This window comes from Streptomyces sp. NPDC046900 (genome assembly GCF_040644975.1).
Taxonomy (GTDB): domain Bacteria; phylum Actinomycetota; class Actinomycetes; order Streptomycetales; family Streptomycetaceae; genus Streptomyces.
In genome coordinates, this window is the sequence record NZ_JBEYXD010000015.1 from 136,746 (window position 1) to 151,477 (window position 14,732).

The 14,732-nt window shown below is 67.1% G+C and carries 21 protein-coding genes; 2 read left to right on the plus strand and 19 right to left on the minus strand.

Going from position 1 to position 14,732, the window contains the following annotated elements:
* Positions 1 to 18 precede the first annotated feature (18 nt).
* The 17 genes from ABZ904_RS17970 to ABZ904_RS18050 form a co-directional block, all read right to left on the minus strand.
* Positions 19 to 3,552 (minus strand): hypothetical protein, encoded by a 3,534-nt coding sequence (locus ABZ904_RS17970; protein WP_361824161.1) that lies wholly within the window; start codon positions 3,550 to 3,552, stop codon positions 19 to 21.
* Between the two features lie 16 nt (positions 3,553 to 3,568).
* Positions 3,569 to 3,985 (minus strand): hypothetical protein, encoded by a 417-nt coding sequence (locus ABZ904_RS17975; protein WP_361824164.1) that lies wholly within the window; start codon positions 3,983 to 3,985, stop codon positions 3,569 to 3,571.
* 104 nt (positions 3,986 to 4,089) lie between these two features.
* Positions 4,090 to 4,482 (minus strand): hypothetical protein, encoded by a 393-nt coding sequence (locus ABZ904_RS17980; RefSeq protein WP_361824166.1) that lies wholly within the window; start codon positions 4,480 to 4,482, stop codon positions 4,090 to 4,092.
* 97 nt (positions 4,483 to 4,579) lie between these two features.
* Entirely contained in the window at positions 4,580 to 5,155 is a 576-nt protein-coding gene (locus tag ABZ904_RS17985; protein WP_361824168.1) for a phage tail protein, read from the minus strand.
* Positions 5,156 to 5,257: 102 nt separating this feature from the next.
* Positions 5,258 to 5,683 (minus strand): hypothetical protein, encoded by a 426-nt coding sequence (locus tag ABZ904_RS17990; protein ID WP_361824171.1) that lies wholly within the window; start codon positions 5,681 to 5,683, stop codon positions 5,258 to 5,260.
* 9 nt (positions 5,684 to 5,692) lie between these two features.
* Positions 5,693 to 5,929, minus strand: a complete 237-nt coding sequence (locus ABZ904_RS17995; RefSeq protein WP_361824174.1) for a hypothetical protein — start codon at positions 5,927 to 5,929, stop codon at positions 5,693 to 5,695.
* 4 nt (positions 5,930 to 5,933) lie between these two features.
* Complete coding sequence (locus ABZ904_RS18000) at positions 5,934 to 6,224, minus strand: HK97 gp10 family phage protein (protein WP_361824175.1); 291 nt, start codon at positions 6,222 to 6,224, stop codon at positions 5,934 to 5,936.
* A complete protein-coding gene (locus tag ABZ904_RS18005) occupies positions 6,224 to 6,565 on the minus strand; it encodes a hypothetical protein (RefSeq protein ID WP_361824178.1) in 342 nt (113 codons plus the stop codon). The genes ABZ904_RS18000 and ABZ904_RS18005 overlap by 1 nt, the downstream gene beginning before the upstream one ends.
* 3 nt (positions 6,566 to 6,568) lie before the next feature.
* Positions 6,569 to 6,970, minus strand: coding sequence for a hypothetical protein (locus ABZ904_RS18010; RefSeq protein WP_361824180.1), 402 nt, complete (start codon positions 6,968 to 6,970; stop codon positions 6,569 to 6,571).
* Between the two features lie 16 nt (positions 6,971 to 6,986).
* On the minus strand, positions 6,987 to 7,319 hold the full coding sequence (locus tag ABZ904_RS18015; RefSeq protein WP_361824183.1) for a hypothetical protein: 333 nt from the start codon (positions 7,317 to 7,319) through the stop codon (positions 6,987 to 6,989).
* 15 nt (positions 7,320 to 7,334) lie between these two features.
* Positions 7,335 to 7,655, minus strand: a complete 321-nt coding sequence (locus ABZ904_RS18020; protein ID WP_361824185.1) for a hypothetical protein — start codon at positions 7,653 to 7,655, stop codon at positions 7,335 to 7,337.
* Positions 7,655 to 8,020 (minus strand): hypothetical protein, encoded by a 366-nt coding sequence (locus ABZ904_RS18025; RefSeq protein WP_361824188.1) that lies wholly within the window; start codon positions 8,018 to 8,020, stop codon positions 7,655 to 7,657. Before ABZ904_RS18025 ends, ABZ904_RS18020 begins: the two co-directional genes overlap by 1 nt.
* Positions 8,021 to 8,034: 14 nt before the next feature.
* Positions 8,035 to 8,883: a P22 phage major capsid protein family protein gene (locus tag ABZ904_RS18030; RefSeq protein WP_361824191.1), complete on the minus strand. Its 849-nt coding sequence runs from the start codon at positions 8,881 to 8,883 to the stop codon at positions 8,035 to 8,037.
* A 36-nt stretch (positions 8,884 to 8,919) separates the two neighbouring features.
* Positions 8,920 to 9,630, minus strand: coding sequence for a hypothetical protein (locus tag ABZ904_RS18035; protein ID WP_361824194.1), 711 nt, complete (start codon positions 9,628 to 9,630; stop codon positions 8,920 to 8,922).
* Between the two features lie 66 nt (positions 9,631 to 9,696).
* Positions 9,697 to 11,304: a phage portal protein gene (locus tag ABZ904_RS18040; protein WP_361824197.1), complete on the minus strand. Its 1,608-nt coding sequence runs from the start codon at positions 11,302 to 11,304 to the stop codon at positions 9,697 to 9,699.
* Positions 11,304 to 12,584, minus strand: coding sequence for a PBSX family phage terminase large subunit (locus ABZ904_RS18045; protein WP_361824200.1), 1,281 nt, complete (start codon positions 12,582 to 12,584; stop codon positions 11,304 to 11,306). The genes ABZ904_RS18040 and ABZ904_RS18045 overlap by 1 nt, the downstream gene beginning before the upstream one ends.
* Complete coding sequence (locus tag ABZ904_RS18050) at positions 12,565 to 13,077, minus strand: hypothetical protein (RefSeq protein WP_361824202.1); 513 nt, start codon at positions 13,075 to 13,077, stop codon at positions 12,565 to 12,567. Before ABZ904_RS18050 ends, ABZ904_RS18045 begins: the two co-directional genes overlap by 20 nt.
* 96 nt (positions 13,078 to 13,173) lie before the next feature.
* On the opposite strand from ABZ904_RS18050, the gene ABZ904_RS18055 reads away from it, so the two are divergent.
* Complete coding sequence (locus tag ABZ904_RS18055) at positions 13,174 to 13,857, plus strand: hypothetical protein (RefSeq protein WP_361824205.1); 684 nt, start codon at positions 13,174 to 13,176, stop codon at positions 13,855 to 13,857.
* A gap of 22 nt (positions 13,858 to 13,879) precedes the next feature.
* Here the strand turns inward: ABZ904_RS18055 and ABZ904_RS18060 are convergent, their stop codons facing one another.
* Positions 13,880 to 14,107 (minus strand): hypothetical protein, encoded by a 228-nt coding sequence (locus tag ABZ904_RS18060; protein ID WP_361824208.1) that lies wholly within the window; start codon positions 14,105 to 14,107, stop codon positions 13,880 to 13,882.
* 93 nt (positions 14,108 to 14,200) lie between these two features.
* Here ABZ904_RS18060 and ABZ904_RS18065 point away from each other — a divergent pair, with 93 nt between their 5' ends.
* On the plus strand, positions 14,201 to 14,428 hold the full coding sequence (locus ABZ904_RS18065; RefSeq protein ID WP_361824211.1) for a hypothetical protein: 228 nt from the start codon (positions 14,201 to 14,203) through the stop codon (positions 14,426 to 14,428).
* 2 nt (positions 14,429 to 14,430) lie between these two features.
* Here the strand turns inward: ABZ904_RS18065 and ABZ904_RS18070 are convergent, their stop codons facing one another.
* A complete protein-coding gene (locus ABZ904_RS18070) occupies positions 14,431 to 14,640 on the minus strand; it encodes a helix-turn-helix domain-containing protein (RefSeq protein WP_361824214.1) in 210 nt (69 codons plus the stop codon).
* Positions 14,641 to 14,732 lie beyond the last annotated feature (92 nt).

The following is a 14,732-nucleotide window of genomic DNA, read 5'->3' on the forward strand; positions in this document are numbered from 1 at the left end:
TGCCCCTCCGGGTTCTGATCACATGGCGATCTGGGCGCCGTAGAGCGCGTTGTAGTCGCGCAAGGCGTCCATGACCGTCTGCCTGGTCGGCTTGTCCGTTGTGGTGGCGTGGAACGTCACATGCGGCTGGGACCGCTCTTGGCGGACAGCCGGCTCGATGCCCACACCGCGCTGGACGGCTCCCGCCATCTGCTGGGCGCTGGAGACGATTGCCTGGCGCGTGGAATCCAGACCGCCCTTGAACCCGAGGCCGGTGAACTCACCGAGACGGTGCATCACCCGGGACGGCGAGTGGATCTCCAGAGCGTGCTTGATCGCCTTCTGGATCGCCTTGGCCAGCGAGGACATCGAATCCACGATGGACTTCTGCTGGGCCTTGAGCCCGGTCAGGAAGCCCTTCCCCGCCTGGCGGCCCGCGTCGTACATGAGATCGGCGGAGTTCCGGCCGAAGGCCGTGGAGGTCTTGTCGATCGCCGCCTGCGTGGAGTTGATCGACTTCAGCTGACTCGGAGTCGCCTGCACCAAGGCCGCCGCATACGCCGCACCCTGATCCGGGCCCATCTGGATGATCTGCTGGATCAAACCCTTCGACAGGCCCATCTTGAACAACTTCGAGATGTTGCCGGAGAAGGTTCTGAGCTGCGACAGGCGGGTCTGGAGGCTGCTGAGGACCCCGCTCGCCCCGAATCCGGCCCCGCTGTTGGGCAGGGAGGCCAGGGAAGCGAACGACTTCGCACCGGACGTGGTGTCCGTGGCGAACTGCTGTGCCTGGGCAATCTTCGCCGTGAGCGCGTCCCGGGCCTTCGCCAGCTCCTTCAGCTTCTTCGCCTGCGACTCCAGCATCTTGATGACCCGGTCATCCACCGTGCTCTTCACGCCCCGGAAGGCGTTCTGGATTGCCTGAACAACACGGTTGGTAGCCGACTGGATCTGCGACGCGGAGCCTTCCAGGCCGTTGATGAAGGAGATGCCGATCGCGGAGATGATCGAGGACTCGTTCACCCGCTGGCCGTTGAACAGCACTGTGTTCTTCGGAAGGGGATTCGGCTTCTTCGCGGTTCCGCCGGTGGCGAGCTTCGGCACGAGACCGCCCGAGGCCAGTTTCTTCGCGTTGAAGACACCCTGGTTGACCGCGTCCAAGAACGCGACACCGTACTTCTTCACAGCAGCCGCGCGGATCACGTACTCGGTGTTCGAGACGTGAGCCATCGCGCCGGAGCCCATGAACGCCAGGATCGAGTCCGACGTTCCCGTACCCGGCCCCTGGATGAAGCCGCCGTTGGGGAACATCTGGATGTTGCCGCCCGAGGCGTAGCGCGGAATGAGACCGCCGTTCGCCTTGTGCGGGCCCTGGCTGTAGTACTGCGCCGGGTTGATGCCGGTCGCCCTGCCGTTGATCGTGACCGTGACGGTCTTGTCGTGCAGGCTGGCCAGTTCGCCCCGAGCCGCCCGGATCTGCCGCTCAAGCTGGGAGATTTCCGCCCGGATCTGCGCCTTGCGGGAGTCCGGTACGTGATCCAGCCGGTTCTCCGCCGTCTTCAGCTTGGACTGGAGGTCGGACAGGTTCGCCCGGACCTTGGACTGCCGGGAGTCCGGCATCGCCGCCAGCTGACCCTTGGCGTTGTGGATCTTCGCCTCAAGGTCGGCGATGATCGCCCGAAGCTGAACCCGCTTCTCCGGCGGCAGGTTCTTGTCCGCCAGTTGCTGCTTGGCCGTAGCGATCTGCTGCGTCCAGTTGGTGATGTTCAGCTTCAGCTGGCCCGAGTCCAGCTTCGGCCCCACCGACGCTGCGAAGGCGCTGGCAGCAGCATCCGCCGCACCCAGCTTCGAGTTGAAGTTTGCGGCGAACCCGTCGAACGCCTCACGCGCAGCGTGGATCTTGCCGCCGATACCCGGGAGCCATCCCCAGGCGTTGTCAGCGGCAGTGAGCACGGCACCCAGCGCGGCAATGACCCCGGAGGCCATGATGTGGAAGGCATGCACCAGGATCGGCAGCGAGTTGACGCCGACCCGGACCATGTCGATCACCACATTGGCGAAGACCCGGGCAGCCTCCTGGATCGCGATCTTGTTGTTGTTGATGGAGTCGGCCAGGCTCGCGAGAGGCCCTTTGCCGCCACCGCCGACCGGCAGGAACGCCTCGATGATCGTCGCACCGAGATCCTTGAACGTCGGCGCCATGTCGGCGAAGACCATCCGCAGGCCGTGCAGACCGGCGGCAAGATCGTGCAGGAACGGCGTCGCCTTGCGCATCCCGCTCGAAAGGAGGTCCAGGGCGGTGCCCGCCACGTCGCCGAACAGCTTGAGGGTCTGCTGAACCAGCGGGCCGAAGGCTTCGGTGAGCGCGCCGAGCCCCCGGCCGAGCGCGGGGATAATCTTCGCGTTCAGGGAGTAGTCGAGCCCGTCAAGGATCTGCGCTGCGCCCCGGATGCCGGGTTCCAGGCCCTTGAAGAATCCTGGTAGACCCTGGCTCATCAGATGGCCGAGGAAGTTCTGGATCCCGTCCAGGGTGGGCTTCGACTTGGCGCCGAACTCCAGCAGAGACTGAGTCAGACCGCCCACCGAGGACGCCACACCGTGGATGAACCCGGCCCCGAGCCTCAGGTTGGTGTCCAGGAGCTTCTGGAAGCCGGAGTTCTGGATGGCCTTGCCCGCCTTCGCGGCGAGATCCCCGAAGTCGGAGGCGAGGTTGTGCATGCTCCGGCCGAGGATCTTGACGACCGGTGCGGCGTCCTTCACCAACTTGGTGAAACCGGGCAGGGCGGCCTTCTGGATCTCCTTGCCGATCGGCGAAAATTCCTTCTTGAGGCCGACCAGGGCCTGGGTGAAGGTGCGCTGCTCGGGGCTGAGCTTCTTGAGGGCCTTCTCGTATTCCTTTTGGCCCTTCGCTTGCGCCTCAAGGGCCTTGCCGACCCCGCTGAAGGCGATCTTCAGGGTGCCCACCGCAGCCGCACCCCCCAGCAGCGCGGGGACTGCCGCACCGATGGCAGGTACCAGGAGCGTACCCAGGGTGATGGCGGCGCCCTTCAGGGCCCCCATGAGGCCGATGCCGCCACCGGCCGCCGCTGCGCCACCGGAACCGCCACCGAGGGAACGGGTGAGCCCGTTCACGTCGTTGCGGAAGTTGCGCAGGTTCGGGTCGTCCGTCCGGATGTGGATCGTGACGGTCTGGTTCTGCGTCAGGTTCGCCATGCGGGCCCGGAAGGCCGCAAGCGTCTCCGGGTCCAGGTCGAGCCGGATCCGGGCCGCAGGGAGGGTGTCCATCATGCGGCGGAGCCGGGGCTCTATCTCGTCCCGGAACGCGTCGGCGAACTTCCGGCCCGCGTTGCGCCCAGCGCGTGTGGCCTGGAGCTCCGCCTGATCCAAGGACTCCTGGAGCCTGCGGTTGAGGCCGGAGAAGTCGAGAGCCGAGTTGATGGACCGGGTGAGGCTCTGCCCCAGATCCCGGCCCATCCGGTTCACGATCGGCGTCAGTTCAGCGTCCGCCTGAGCGGCGAAGCCCGAGGTGTCGGGGACGATGCTTACCTGGACACGGCCTGCGTTGGTCGCCATCGCCCCTCCGATTCCGTTATCCGGCGCCCTCGTCCGGCTGGGCCGGCTGGGGAGCCTGTGGGTTGCTCGCGCCCTGCTGACGGCGCTCGATCGCCTCGTGGAGCTTGCGCATGACCTCGGGGTCCGGCGGCTCGGGCCGGGTCCTTTCGAGGTGGCGCTGTTGCCTCTGCCGGAGCGCCTCGTCGGCCTCGATCTGCTCCAGGGCCCGGAGGTCGGGCTCTGGCCATTCGACGAGCTTCGGCAGGTCGTGCGGCTTCACGCCGTTGACCGCGAGCAGTGTCCGCACCATCGCGTGCTGGATGCTCAGGCTGCGGGCGAGCATGTAGTCCGCTTCGGTCCACCGCCGACGGCCGTGGTCTCCCGACAACGCGGACTTCGTCATGGAGTCGTACGGGAGGGCGAGGACGAACTCCCACAGCTCCAGCCACGACATGGAGCCTTCGGTTCCGTCTTCGTTCAGACGGTGGAACTCGTTGAGGGATCGCCCGGGGAAGTACCGGGCGATGTCCGCTCTCAGCTCGGACGGGTGCTCCTCGATTACTCCGAGGAGCTGGAGGATTCCCCCAAGGACACGCCGTTCGCGTCTTCGCCGGTGATCAGCTCCATGACGGCGTTGAAACCGACGACGGTGAACTGATCGGCCAGCTTGTCAAAGAGGTCCTTGTCGTGGGAGACCTTGCGCAGTACGACAAGAGACCGGTCCAGGCTGGACATGTCCACCGTCTCGCCGTCGTCTCCGGTCATCTTGGCTTCGCCGGTGAGCTGCTTCACCAGGGCCAGAGGCCACCACGACTGACGCAAGAAGCGGACAACGCACTCTTCGCTGTCGGCGTCCAGGAACTCGACCTCGACGTACTTGTCGCCGGTGGCTTCCATCGCCTGTGCGTAGACGACTTCCATCTTCAGGCGCTTGCGGTTCGGCTTGGACATGGGACTTTCTCCAGAATCTCGCGGGTCTTCGCGGGTCAAGGGGGTACTGGCCAGGGAGCAGACCCGCGAAGGACTCCCCGGCCAGTGATCAGGTGGATCAGGCCGGGAGGGCGACCGATCCGAACATGCGGGTGATTGGGGATCCGCCGCCCGGGGCGGCCATCGACGTGAAGGTCAGATCGAAGCCCGCGATCGTGTCGGCCTTGTAGGACCGGTCACCCTTCGCGGAGACCTGGGCGCGGGCGACGATGATGCGCGTCGGCCGCTCCGCCTGGTCGATGACGTCCATCCCGATCGCGTAGAACTGCGTCTCGGGGGTGTGCGGCTCGTTGAACGCCAGGAACTGGGTCGCGCCGGTGCCCGAGGACGTCATGTCCGCGATGTCGATGCCGTGCCAGAGGGCCAGGGTCCAGGCGTTGGTCTGCTCGAAGTTGATCTTGAACTGGGACTGGCGGCCCGTGATGATGTCCAAGACCGGGGAAGTCTCGCCCCACGCCCCGAAGGTCTGGTGGTTCTCGTTGGGCGACTCGGTCAGACCGTCCTCGGTGCCATAGCCCAGGTCCGTCCATCCGGTGCCCCAGGGGGAGTACGGGTCGGTCGGGGCGGTGGTGCCGACGGGGGCAACGACGAACGCGCCCTTGGTGCCGACCCTCACCTCGTTGCTGTCAGCCATTTGTTCTCCTGAAGGTGATGTCGCCTGGACGAAGATGGCCATGGATGTGCCCCTCCGCTCGGGCTGGAAGTGGAGCCTGGAGAGGCCCAGGCGAGTCGCGGGTCAGACAGGTTGAACGCGGAATCCGGCGATGTAGCCGATGCGCGTGACGTTCGAGTTGGGCTCCTCGGGTCGGACAGCCGGCCCGGTCTCCTCCCAGGTGCGCAGCACGGCGCCGCCGTTCCGGGAGGTGCCCTGCATCTGCTCCATGGCGGCCCTGACGCGGGCCATGGCGTCTGTGGCCTCCACACGGGAGGCGGCGTAGACGTCCAGGGAGATGCGGGCCTCGTCGAAGAGGCGCAGTCCCCCGAAGGTCCCGGCGACGCGCACGCCGCCGATGCGGTTGACCCAGACGAACGGCAGCGCCTCCATGAAGGCGTCGCCCTCGGGTCTCACCGTGGAAGCCTCGTAGGCGAGGACGTCCAGGATCTCGTTGACGACCATCGCCTCGACGTCCGGGAAGACCAGAGCGGTCAGGGGAGGGGTCACCGCGGCCTCCTACTCGGTAGGCGGCGTGTCCTGAGACTTGGCCTGGCGCGGGCGCTTGGCGGGCTCAGGAACGCTCTGGACGGGCTGGGCGACCTCCGGGAGCCGACCGAACCGGAGAACCGGCTCAGCGCCCTCCAGGTGGCCGATCCCGGCCCTCACGAGGTCCTTGACGGCCTGGTCCGGCACGTCCACGACGTCACCGGGCTGATGGCCCTGATAGGCGAAGGCGAGCACGAACTTCTGCATGGGATCAGTCCCTTGCGGCATCGAGAGCGTTGCCGATGGTGTGGTGGGCGGGGTGGTCGCGTTCCCGGGTCCCGTACTCGATGTAGATCGCGTACTCGACGTCCGAGACGACGAGGACCGAGCCGTCCGGCTCGTCCTCGGAGTGGATGGAGTCGCGGTACCGACCCGTCTCCACAGGCGCGTTGGCTTGAGCGACGGCCACCACCCGGTCGGCCCACTCGTGCAGGTCGGCCTGGACGAAGTCCTCGTGGACCAGGGATGCGATGGCGGCTTCGTCGGGCTTGAAGGCGCCCATCAGCCGGTGACCTGCTTGAGGGTCAGCCGCTGGTACGAGAGCGCCTTCAGGGGCCCGTGGCCGGTGTAGACGTCGGGCTTGCCGTCGACCTCGTACGTGACGCCGTCGACCTCGGCCCGGTCGTACTCCGTGACGGCCGCAGACGGGGGCAGGAAGCAGTCCAGGAACGTGATGACCTGGTCGCCCTGCTGGACCGTCTCCGTGGAGCTCAGGGGCTCCGTACGGCCCTGGTACGAGGTCCTGGTGGCCGTCGACCATTCGACGACCCGGTTGTTCTGGCGGTCCCTCGTGGGAGCGGGCCGCGTCAGGATCGTGACCGTGTGCGTGGGGAGGAGCAGCATGGCTCACCCCCACACGTACGGGTTCACCGGCCACAGGCCCTTGACCTGAAGCAGTTCGAGCAGGTCGGGGGCGACGCGGGAGTTCTTGCCCGCCGACGATGAGCCCGGCCTCCCGAAGAACCGGGTGATGGTCTGGTTGCCCAGGGACATCTGGGAGACGTTGGCGTTGGCCCCCGTCTCGTCCCCGAGGTCGGCGATGTACTGGGCCTGGATGCAGACGGCCTCCCGGAAGACCGCCGCAAGCGCGGGGTCCAGAGGGAGGCCGTCAGCGTCGGTGTCGTACACAGCCCCTATCAGGAGCTGGTCGAGCTTCGTGGAAGCCCGGTCCAGGAGACGGGCGGCGTTGGCCGGGACAGGGTCCGGGGCGAGGAACTCGGTGAGCTCTTCGACAGTGGCGTACGCCATGGACGCCTCCTCCGGGTCAGAGCGACAGGCAGGCGACCGTGACGCTCGTGACGGCGCTGAGGTCGACCTGGACGGTCGTGCCGTCTGCCTGGTCGTAGTTGTCGCTGAACGGGCCGAAGAACTTGTCCGCACCGGCGGCCACCGTGGCGGTGGGAGCGGTGACGGCCTGGCCCTCGACGGTCTTGCCGATCTTCAGCGTGACCGTGACCGAGGCGCCCGAGGCGTTCTTGACGTGGAGCATCTGCTTGCCGTTGGACGGGAAGGAGACGCCCGATGCATCCGGCGTGACGTAGTTCGGTGCGAGGCCCAGCGTGGTGAAGCGCTGGGGCGTGAGCGCAGTGCGCGCCATGGTGGTCCTCCTGGACTACTCGGCGCTGTGGAAGCGCTCGATCAGAGCGGCCAGGGTCAGGCTCTCGGCCTCTTCCTGGTCCGCTCCCTGGTGGACGGCCCAGGCCACCCAGTCGGCCTTCGAGGACGCCTTGTTCGGCTTCTTCGGAGGCTCCTGGGTGGCCGCCGGCTCCCGGGATTCCTGGAGCGCGGAATCCGCGGGCTCCTCGAAGGGCGACCCGTCGGGGTTCACCTGGATGAGCCAGCCCTTGGCCACCTTGTGCTCATACGCAGGGGAGAGCGGGAGGGCGATCTCGAAGACCGCTCCGCCCTCCCCTCGGAAGTGGCCGCTCGCCATCAGTGCCTCGGCACCAGGAAGGCGGTGACGGTGCCCGCCAGGCCGGTGGCCAGGTCGATGGCCAGGGAGCCGTCCGGCTGGATGAAGCGGGCCGACTCGAAGGGGCCGATCCACTGGGTGCTGGACGCGGCCACGGAGACCACCAGGTCGCCCGCGCCGGAGTACCAGGCGGGGGTCAGCCCGACACCGGCCTTCACGGTCACGTTGTGCGGGTTGGTGTCGGTGTTCTTGACCCGGATGAGGGTCTGCTCCGGGAGCGCCTTGGCCACGGTGTGGCCGTTGGTCGCGTCGGCGGTGGTGCCGGTGACATCGGCGACGCCGGTGTTGGTCACCAGCTTGGTGTACGAGACAGCAGTGCGTGCCATCGTCAGGCCTCCGATCAGGTGCGCGAGGCGGTCAGGACGGCAATGCCGTCGGGACGGATGAGGCGAGCGCCGTAGACGTGCAGGCCACGCACCGCGTCCGCGAAGGTGGTCTGGAGCCGCAGGGCCTCGGTCTCGACGATCTGCTCGGCGTACGAGATGGCGCCGGGGATGCCCGCCTGGACCACGAAGTCGTCGCCAGTCGGGTTCGGGCAGTTGTTGCTGACGAGGATGTCGAAGCCCGCAGCACGGCCGACCATGCCGTTGCGAAGAGTGGCGCCGTTGTCGGCCGCCTTCTCCGCGTTGATGAAGTTCGGGTTCTTCAGCAGGAGGCCGTGGTACCACTCGGGCACGATCACGTACCGGCCCTGAGTCGGCACGTTCGCCTCACCCAGCTTGACCTTGAGGTCAACCAGGGAGTTGTACGCCAGGTCGCCGGTGGTGACCGAGACGGTGCCCAGGTTGTTGGCCGCCTGGACGGCGGTGTACATCCCGGCCACGTACTGGTCGGCCCGGTCGGCGAGCCGGTAGGCCGCCTGCTGCATCGTCTGCTGCATGACCGCGCCGCCGTTGACGGACTGGGCCTTGTCGATGTCGTCGATCTTCTTGGCGAACGCCTTCTTCTGGTCGACCGTCAGGGTCAGACCGGCGTCCGAGACATCCTCGTAGTTGAGGGTGTCGCCCTGGTTGTAGTCGAAGACCGTGACGTCACCGATGGACGAGATGTGGACCGTGTCACCGGCCTGCTTGATCTCGCCCTCGTAGTCGCGGTTGACCACTCCCGGGCCCGCGTACACGAGCGTCTTGCGCAGGGCCACGAGGAGCACCGCGCTCCAGACCTCGCGCTTGAAGTTGTTGATGGACATGTTGTTCCTTCCGGAACTCGGGAGCGGTCAGCTCGATCAGGTGGTGCCGAGAAGCGCGCTCAACTGGCCGTCGGCCAGCGCCCTGTCGATCTCGTCGGCGGACATCCGGGCCACGTCGGCCTCGGTGAGCTGGCGCTTGCCGTTCGGGGCGCCGTTGAAGTCGCCGCCGCTCTTGGTGGGTGCCGTCTTCTGCGGCTGGGGGTTGGTCTTGAAGCGGTCGCCGGAGCCCTTGACCGCGTCCTCCACCGCCTGGGCGAAGGTGTTGGCCGTCAGGTCCAGCGAGGACACGGAGTCCAGGAAGGAGCGGCTGTCGAGCAGGGCGTCACCGTCGACTCCGGCCTTCGCCGCAGCGCGGTACACGGCCAGCTCCACGGCCTTGGCCTTGGCGTCCGCCTGGGCTCGCGTGAGCTGGTCGGCCACCTGGGCCGGGTCCGGCTCGTCGTCGCCCACGGGCAGCCCAGCAGCCTTCAGGGCCGCCATGAGCTTGTTGACCGTCTCGGACTGCTGCGCGGTCGCGTCCTTGGCCGCCTTGGCCTCGCGACGCTGCCGGGCCGCGTACTCCCGAGCGGTCTTGATCTCCTTCTGGGCCCAGTCCGGCAGAGCATCGACGCCCTGCGGAGACGGGTCCTGGGTGGCGCTCTGGGCGCCTGTGGTGTCCGTCCCGGTGTCCGCGGCGCCGGTGGCGTCCGAAGATGTTCCAGCGGGCTCCTGCGGGCCGTTCGGGGCGGGGTTGATCGGAGTGGTCACCGTTGGCCTCCAGGGCACGGCTGAGAGCCGATCCGCCACCAGGGCAAGACCGGCTTGGGGTGGGTGTTACTGGCCCTGCGGAACCGGCTCCTGGCCGGGCACAGGGGCGTTCTGGGGATCCGCCGGGGCCTGTCCGGGCACAGCCGGCCCAGGTGCTGTAGCCGGGGCGGTGGGTGGCGGAGAGGGCTTCTCGTCCTCGATCCGCTGGACCTCTTCGTCGATCTGGTCGTCCAGCCAGTCGGAGTGCGCCATCTTCACGGCCTCGCGGACGGAGAGGGCTCCAGCGGCCCTCAGCATCTGGATGCTGTTGGCGATTGCCTGCTGGTCCTGGGAGACCATGTCGGGGAACTCGATGGTCGGCTTCTGCGGCGTCACCCGCACGCCGAAGATGGTCTGTTGGACCTGGAGCAGCGCCTCCACCAAAGCGGCGAGCCCCTGTTTCCAGTACACGATCTTGTTGTTGCGAGTCGTGATGGTCTGGCGCTCGCGGGCGTTGATCTCGGTGGCCGTCGGCTTCGAAGTGCCGTCGCTCACCGCCATGCCGAACGTCTGGAGCGAGTAGCCCGCGCCCCGGATGATCTGCTCGGTGAGGCTCTTGCAGGTATCCGCGTGCTCCTGGACCCGCAGGGCGAGCTGGATCGCTCGGATCGGATCGGCTCCGTTGCCCGCGCCGGGGATATCCATCGGCACGAAGAGCTCACGGTCCAGGCTGAACGTCGCGCCCTGGCCCTTGCCCTTGGACTCCAAGAGCATCTGGTCGATGAACAGGCGGCCCTTGGCGATCTCCAGGTCCCGCATCCATGAGGACCATGCCTCGTCGAGCTTGTCCATCAGCGGCTCGGAACCCGCATAGTCCGACCGGCCGAGGTTGGCGCTGCCGGGGATGTGCCGCCAGAGCCGGTTGGGCTTCTGGTTCGGGATGTACACGGCCGTCATGGCCTGGACGCCGGTGTCGATGCCCCCGGCCTCGTCGCACAGATCCGCGTAGCCCGCGGTTGCCTCGAAGTCGGTCAGGTCCGCCTTGTCGCCCAGGTCGTTGTTGCTGCCGACGTGGACGGTGTGGATGATCCGGCCCGGCTCGTGCCGCTCCAGGTGACGCACCACAGTGTCCCCGTCGGTGCCGATGACCTTCCAGAAGGTGCAGGCCGTCAGGTAGCCCGACTGCCACTCCGGGACCGCACAGTCCGGGTGGGCGATGGAGATCCAGGCCCGGTCCGGGTTCAGGGCCTGGTTCCAGCACACGTGCAGATACACCCCGCCCATGGCCGAGCAGATCTCGGCGGCCTCCCGCAGGGTCGCGTGGACTCCCTCGTCCACCAGCTCGTCCAGGACGTCCTGGGTCGCCGTGTCGGTGACGAGGAAGCGGGGCGGTTCGGCGAAGAGCAGGTTCGCGCTCGTGGCAGCGATGTCCCCAGCGAGGGGGACGTGCAGCTTGGATCGGCGCTCGCCTGCCGGGATCGGCTCGCCCCAGAAGGTCTTGGCGTTGACCCCACCCGTCCAGCCCGGGGTGGAGAAGAACGTCTGGCTGATCGGCTTGGACCCGATCTGGCCGCCGTACGCGTATGCCAGCTCGTCATCGGAGCCGGAGTACCAGGCGCTCCACAGCGCCATCCGGTCGATGATCGGGGCCAGGTTCAGCGGGGGCCATGCCGTCTGGTTGTCCTGAGACGCCACTACGCAGCCGCCTCCAATCGCACGAGGGGTTGCCAGCGGTGCTGACTGCTGTGAACGAGGTAGCGGAGCGCGTCAACGCTGTGGTCGTCGATCTTGACGGGCTTGTCCTGGCCGAGCTTCGCGGCGTTCTCGTCCCACGAGTAGCCGGGTAGCTCTTGAAGGAGCCCTTCGCACGAGCGGTGGACGCGGAGTTTGTCCTTGGCCATCAGGGCCGAGACGGTCTGGATGCCCGGCAGGACCTCGTTGTTGGCGTCCTCCGGGCGGATCCCGGCTCGATAGAGCTGGACCTTGAACGGCGAGGCGCTCGGGTCGACGATCACCATCGGGGGCTGGATGCCCCTGAGCTTCGTGGTTGGGATGACGAGGTCTTCCCACCAGGCCTGAAGCCGCTCGACGTACTCGACCGTCGTGAGCTGGTGCCGGGACTTGCGTCCGTCGTACCGCCACTCTGCCGTGATGTAGAGCCGGCCGTCCGTCCCCACACCGCCCATCAGGGCCGCGAACGGGTTCTGGACGCCGAAGTCGATGCCGACGCCTATCCAGCGCTCGATCGACGGGACGATGTCCACCACGTGGCGGTCGTGGTCGAACATCTCGAAGATCGCGCCTTCACCGGCCACCCAGTCGCCCAGGATGAACCGCCGGTAGAAGAGCCCGACGTACATGCGCTTGTACGCCTCGACCGTGGCCTTCGGCAGGAACGGGTTGTCGTCCAGCGTGAAGTGCCAGGAGCGGACGTCCGGGTTGCCGGAGCGGATGACGTCCCGCAGAGCCCAGTGGCCGGGGGAGTCCGGGTTCGTGGACGCGAAGAGCTGTGCGCCCTCCACGCTCATGCGGGCCAGGAGCTGGTCGAAGAACTCTTTGTTCGGCAGGAGCGTCAGCTCGTCGACATAGGCGCCGACGACCGTCATGCCTCGGATCTTGGCCTCGGAGCGGGCGTCGTTCGCGCCGATGACGTGGACCCTGCGGCCGAGGATGGTCGCGGTGGGTGCGCCCTGGGTGTAGCTGACGTACCGGGCGTGGATCCCGAAGATGTCCGGGTTCTGGAGCACCGAGAAGATGTTGCGGGCGAGGGTGCCGGACGTCTTGCCGATCATCACGAGCTCACCGCTCGCGGGCGCCGTGGCGATGAACATCAACCAGCGGATCAGCGAGGCGACGGTCTTGCCCGAACGGATCGCGCCTTCCCAGATGTTCACCCGGGCCTGGGACTCCACGATCGAGCGGCCCTGCTTCGGACTCAGGAGCCGTCCGAGGGCCTCAAGCGTTGCCGGGGTCATCGGAGACCTCCGGCTGGCCGTACAGAGCCGTCAGGACGGCACCCAGAGAGCCGAGCGCACCCTTGGCGGTGTCGACTCCGGACTCCTTGTCGACCGCCTCCAGCTTCGTCACCGTCGTCATCGCGCTGGAGTGCGCCGTCGTGAAGTCCTTGAACTCCCGGGCAGGCGGACGCCGGAGGATCCGGGAGACGGGAGTGCCAAGGTGATCGAACCCCGTCAGCTCGTACTGGCTTAGGGCCCGCTCCCTGGCCTCCTGGGCCAACTCCAGGGCTCCTTCGATCTCGCGCTGACGCATGGCCCGAAGATCGATCTGACGGGCGTCAGTGGCGGCCCTGACGGCCTCCCGGTCGAAGTTGAGCCCGAGGCGCCTGGCGTGGTTGGTGACGGTGCCGACGGCCCATCCCATCTGACGGGCGATCTCGTTCCTGCTGACGCCGTCAGCGTGGAGCTGACGCAGGGTCTCTTCGTCCTCGGCGGAGAAGGTCCGTGCCACGGCCGGCCCACCCCCTCACGCGCGTGTAGTGACGGGTGACCGGTCAGGTTCCGTGAGCATCAGGTGTGCGATCAGAAGCAGTGCCAGGATGTGTCCATGGATTCCCAATGGGCGGCGACCACCTTCCTCGTGGTCGTCATGAGCCTGGTTTTGCTGGTAAGAGCGGTCCAGCCGATCGTCAACAAGCGCATCCAAGCGGACGTTGACAAGGAGCGGGAGAGGCTGTTGGCGGGCCTGCCCGCGAACGGAATCCCGGTCTCGGAGCGACGGGAGGCCCAGGAGGAGCGCTTCAGTAACGTCCTGATTGAGTACTACGTCTTCGGTCTTGTCCTGGCGAAACGGAGCTTCTCGGTCAGTCTCGTGTGCTCCGTCATCGGCGGCTTGGTGCTCATCTGCGGTGTCGGCATCGGCATCTACAAGGCCGAGACAAACGGAGACCTGTACATCGCCGCAGTTACCAGCAGTGCAGGGGTCGTGGTGTCCATCATCGGTGCCTTGTTCCACCGGAGAGCAGACCTCTCCCTGCGGCACATGCAGGATCAGAGCAAGGGGCTCCGGTTGGACATGAAGGCCGAACGAGACGCTGGTCAGGCGGTCCGGCTGCTGGAAGATGTTGAGGACACCGCCCTCAAGGCCCATCTCCAGGCCGCGCTGATCCTGAAGTTCTCCGCTGCCGAGCTGCCCGAACTGGACGGCGTCCTGAAGTCGGCCGATCTCCTGCCGCAGTCACACGTCAACGGATCGGTCCCGCAACAGCAGTCGGAGACCTCGGCGTCATGAAGGCTTGACGTCCGTCAGGGGCTCAGAGCCGGGTGTCGTTGTAGTGGGCCTGGGCGGTCTCCCGGGCCTCCTCGTAGTCGCCGCCCTCGGTGAGGCAGCGCTCGTAGGCCCTGACGGCGTCAGCGAAGTCCACGAGCTCCCCGGCCGTGATCCTCATCAGGGACTCGGAGGGCTCGCTCTCGCGGGGGTCCGTCATCGTCCCCATCTCCGCGTACAGGGCGAAGAGGTTGATGTTGTCCACCGTCGCCATGCGGGTCTCCGTGGGTGTGTGGTGATGCTCGACGGCCGTCAGCGCGACTCACTCGACTTCCCAACCGCGCTGAGCGCGTGATCTCCTCGCGCCATGGAGAAGAGATGGGGCGACGAGTGGCGCCCAGGCATGCGAGTCAGGATGTTCGACAACCAGGACTCGGCCCGGGCGATCCGGGACGGAGTGATCAAGGACCGGAGCTGGGGCCGAGACCGGGGGAAGCCGATCTGGTGGTTCGAGGTCCTCTTCGACGGCGACACCGAAGTACGGGTGTACGGGCCGGGGGAGATTCATGTGGGGATCGAGAACGCCCAGTCCTGACGTCAGGCGGCAGGAACCAGCACGCGCTTCGCCTTCGCCCTCGTGGCCTTCTCGGCCTGGGCGACGGACAGATGCCGGAAGAGCTTCTGGCCTCGGGGATCGAGGCCTTCGACTTTCAAGTGGCCTCGGCGGATCCACGAGTAGACCGTCACCGGGCTGACGCCACAGTGATCAGCGGCCTCTCGGACCGTCAGCCAGAGTTCGTCCTCCACTGAAGCCCTCCCGAACATGCGAAAGGCCCCGTTCCGCCAGTGGCGTCGGGGCCTGCACGAGGACGTACGTGTCCTGCTGATCTTGATTATGC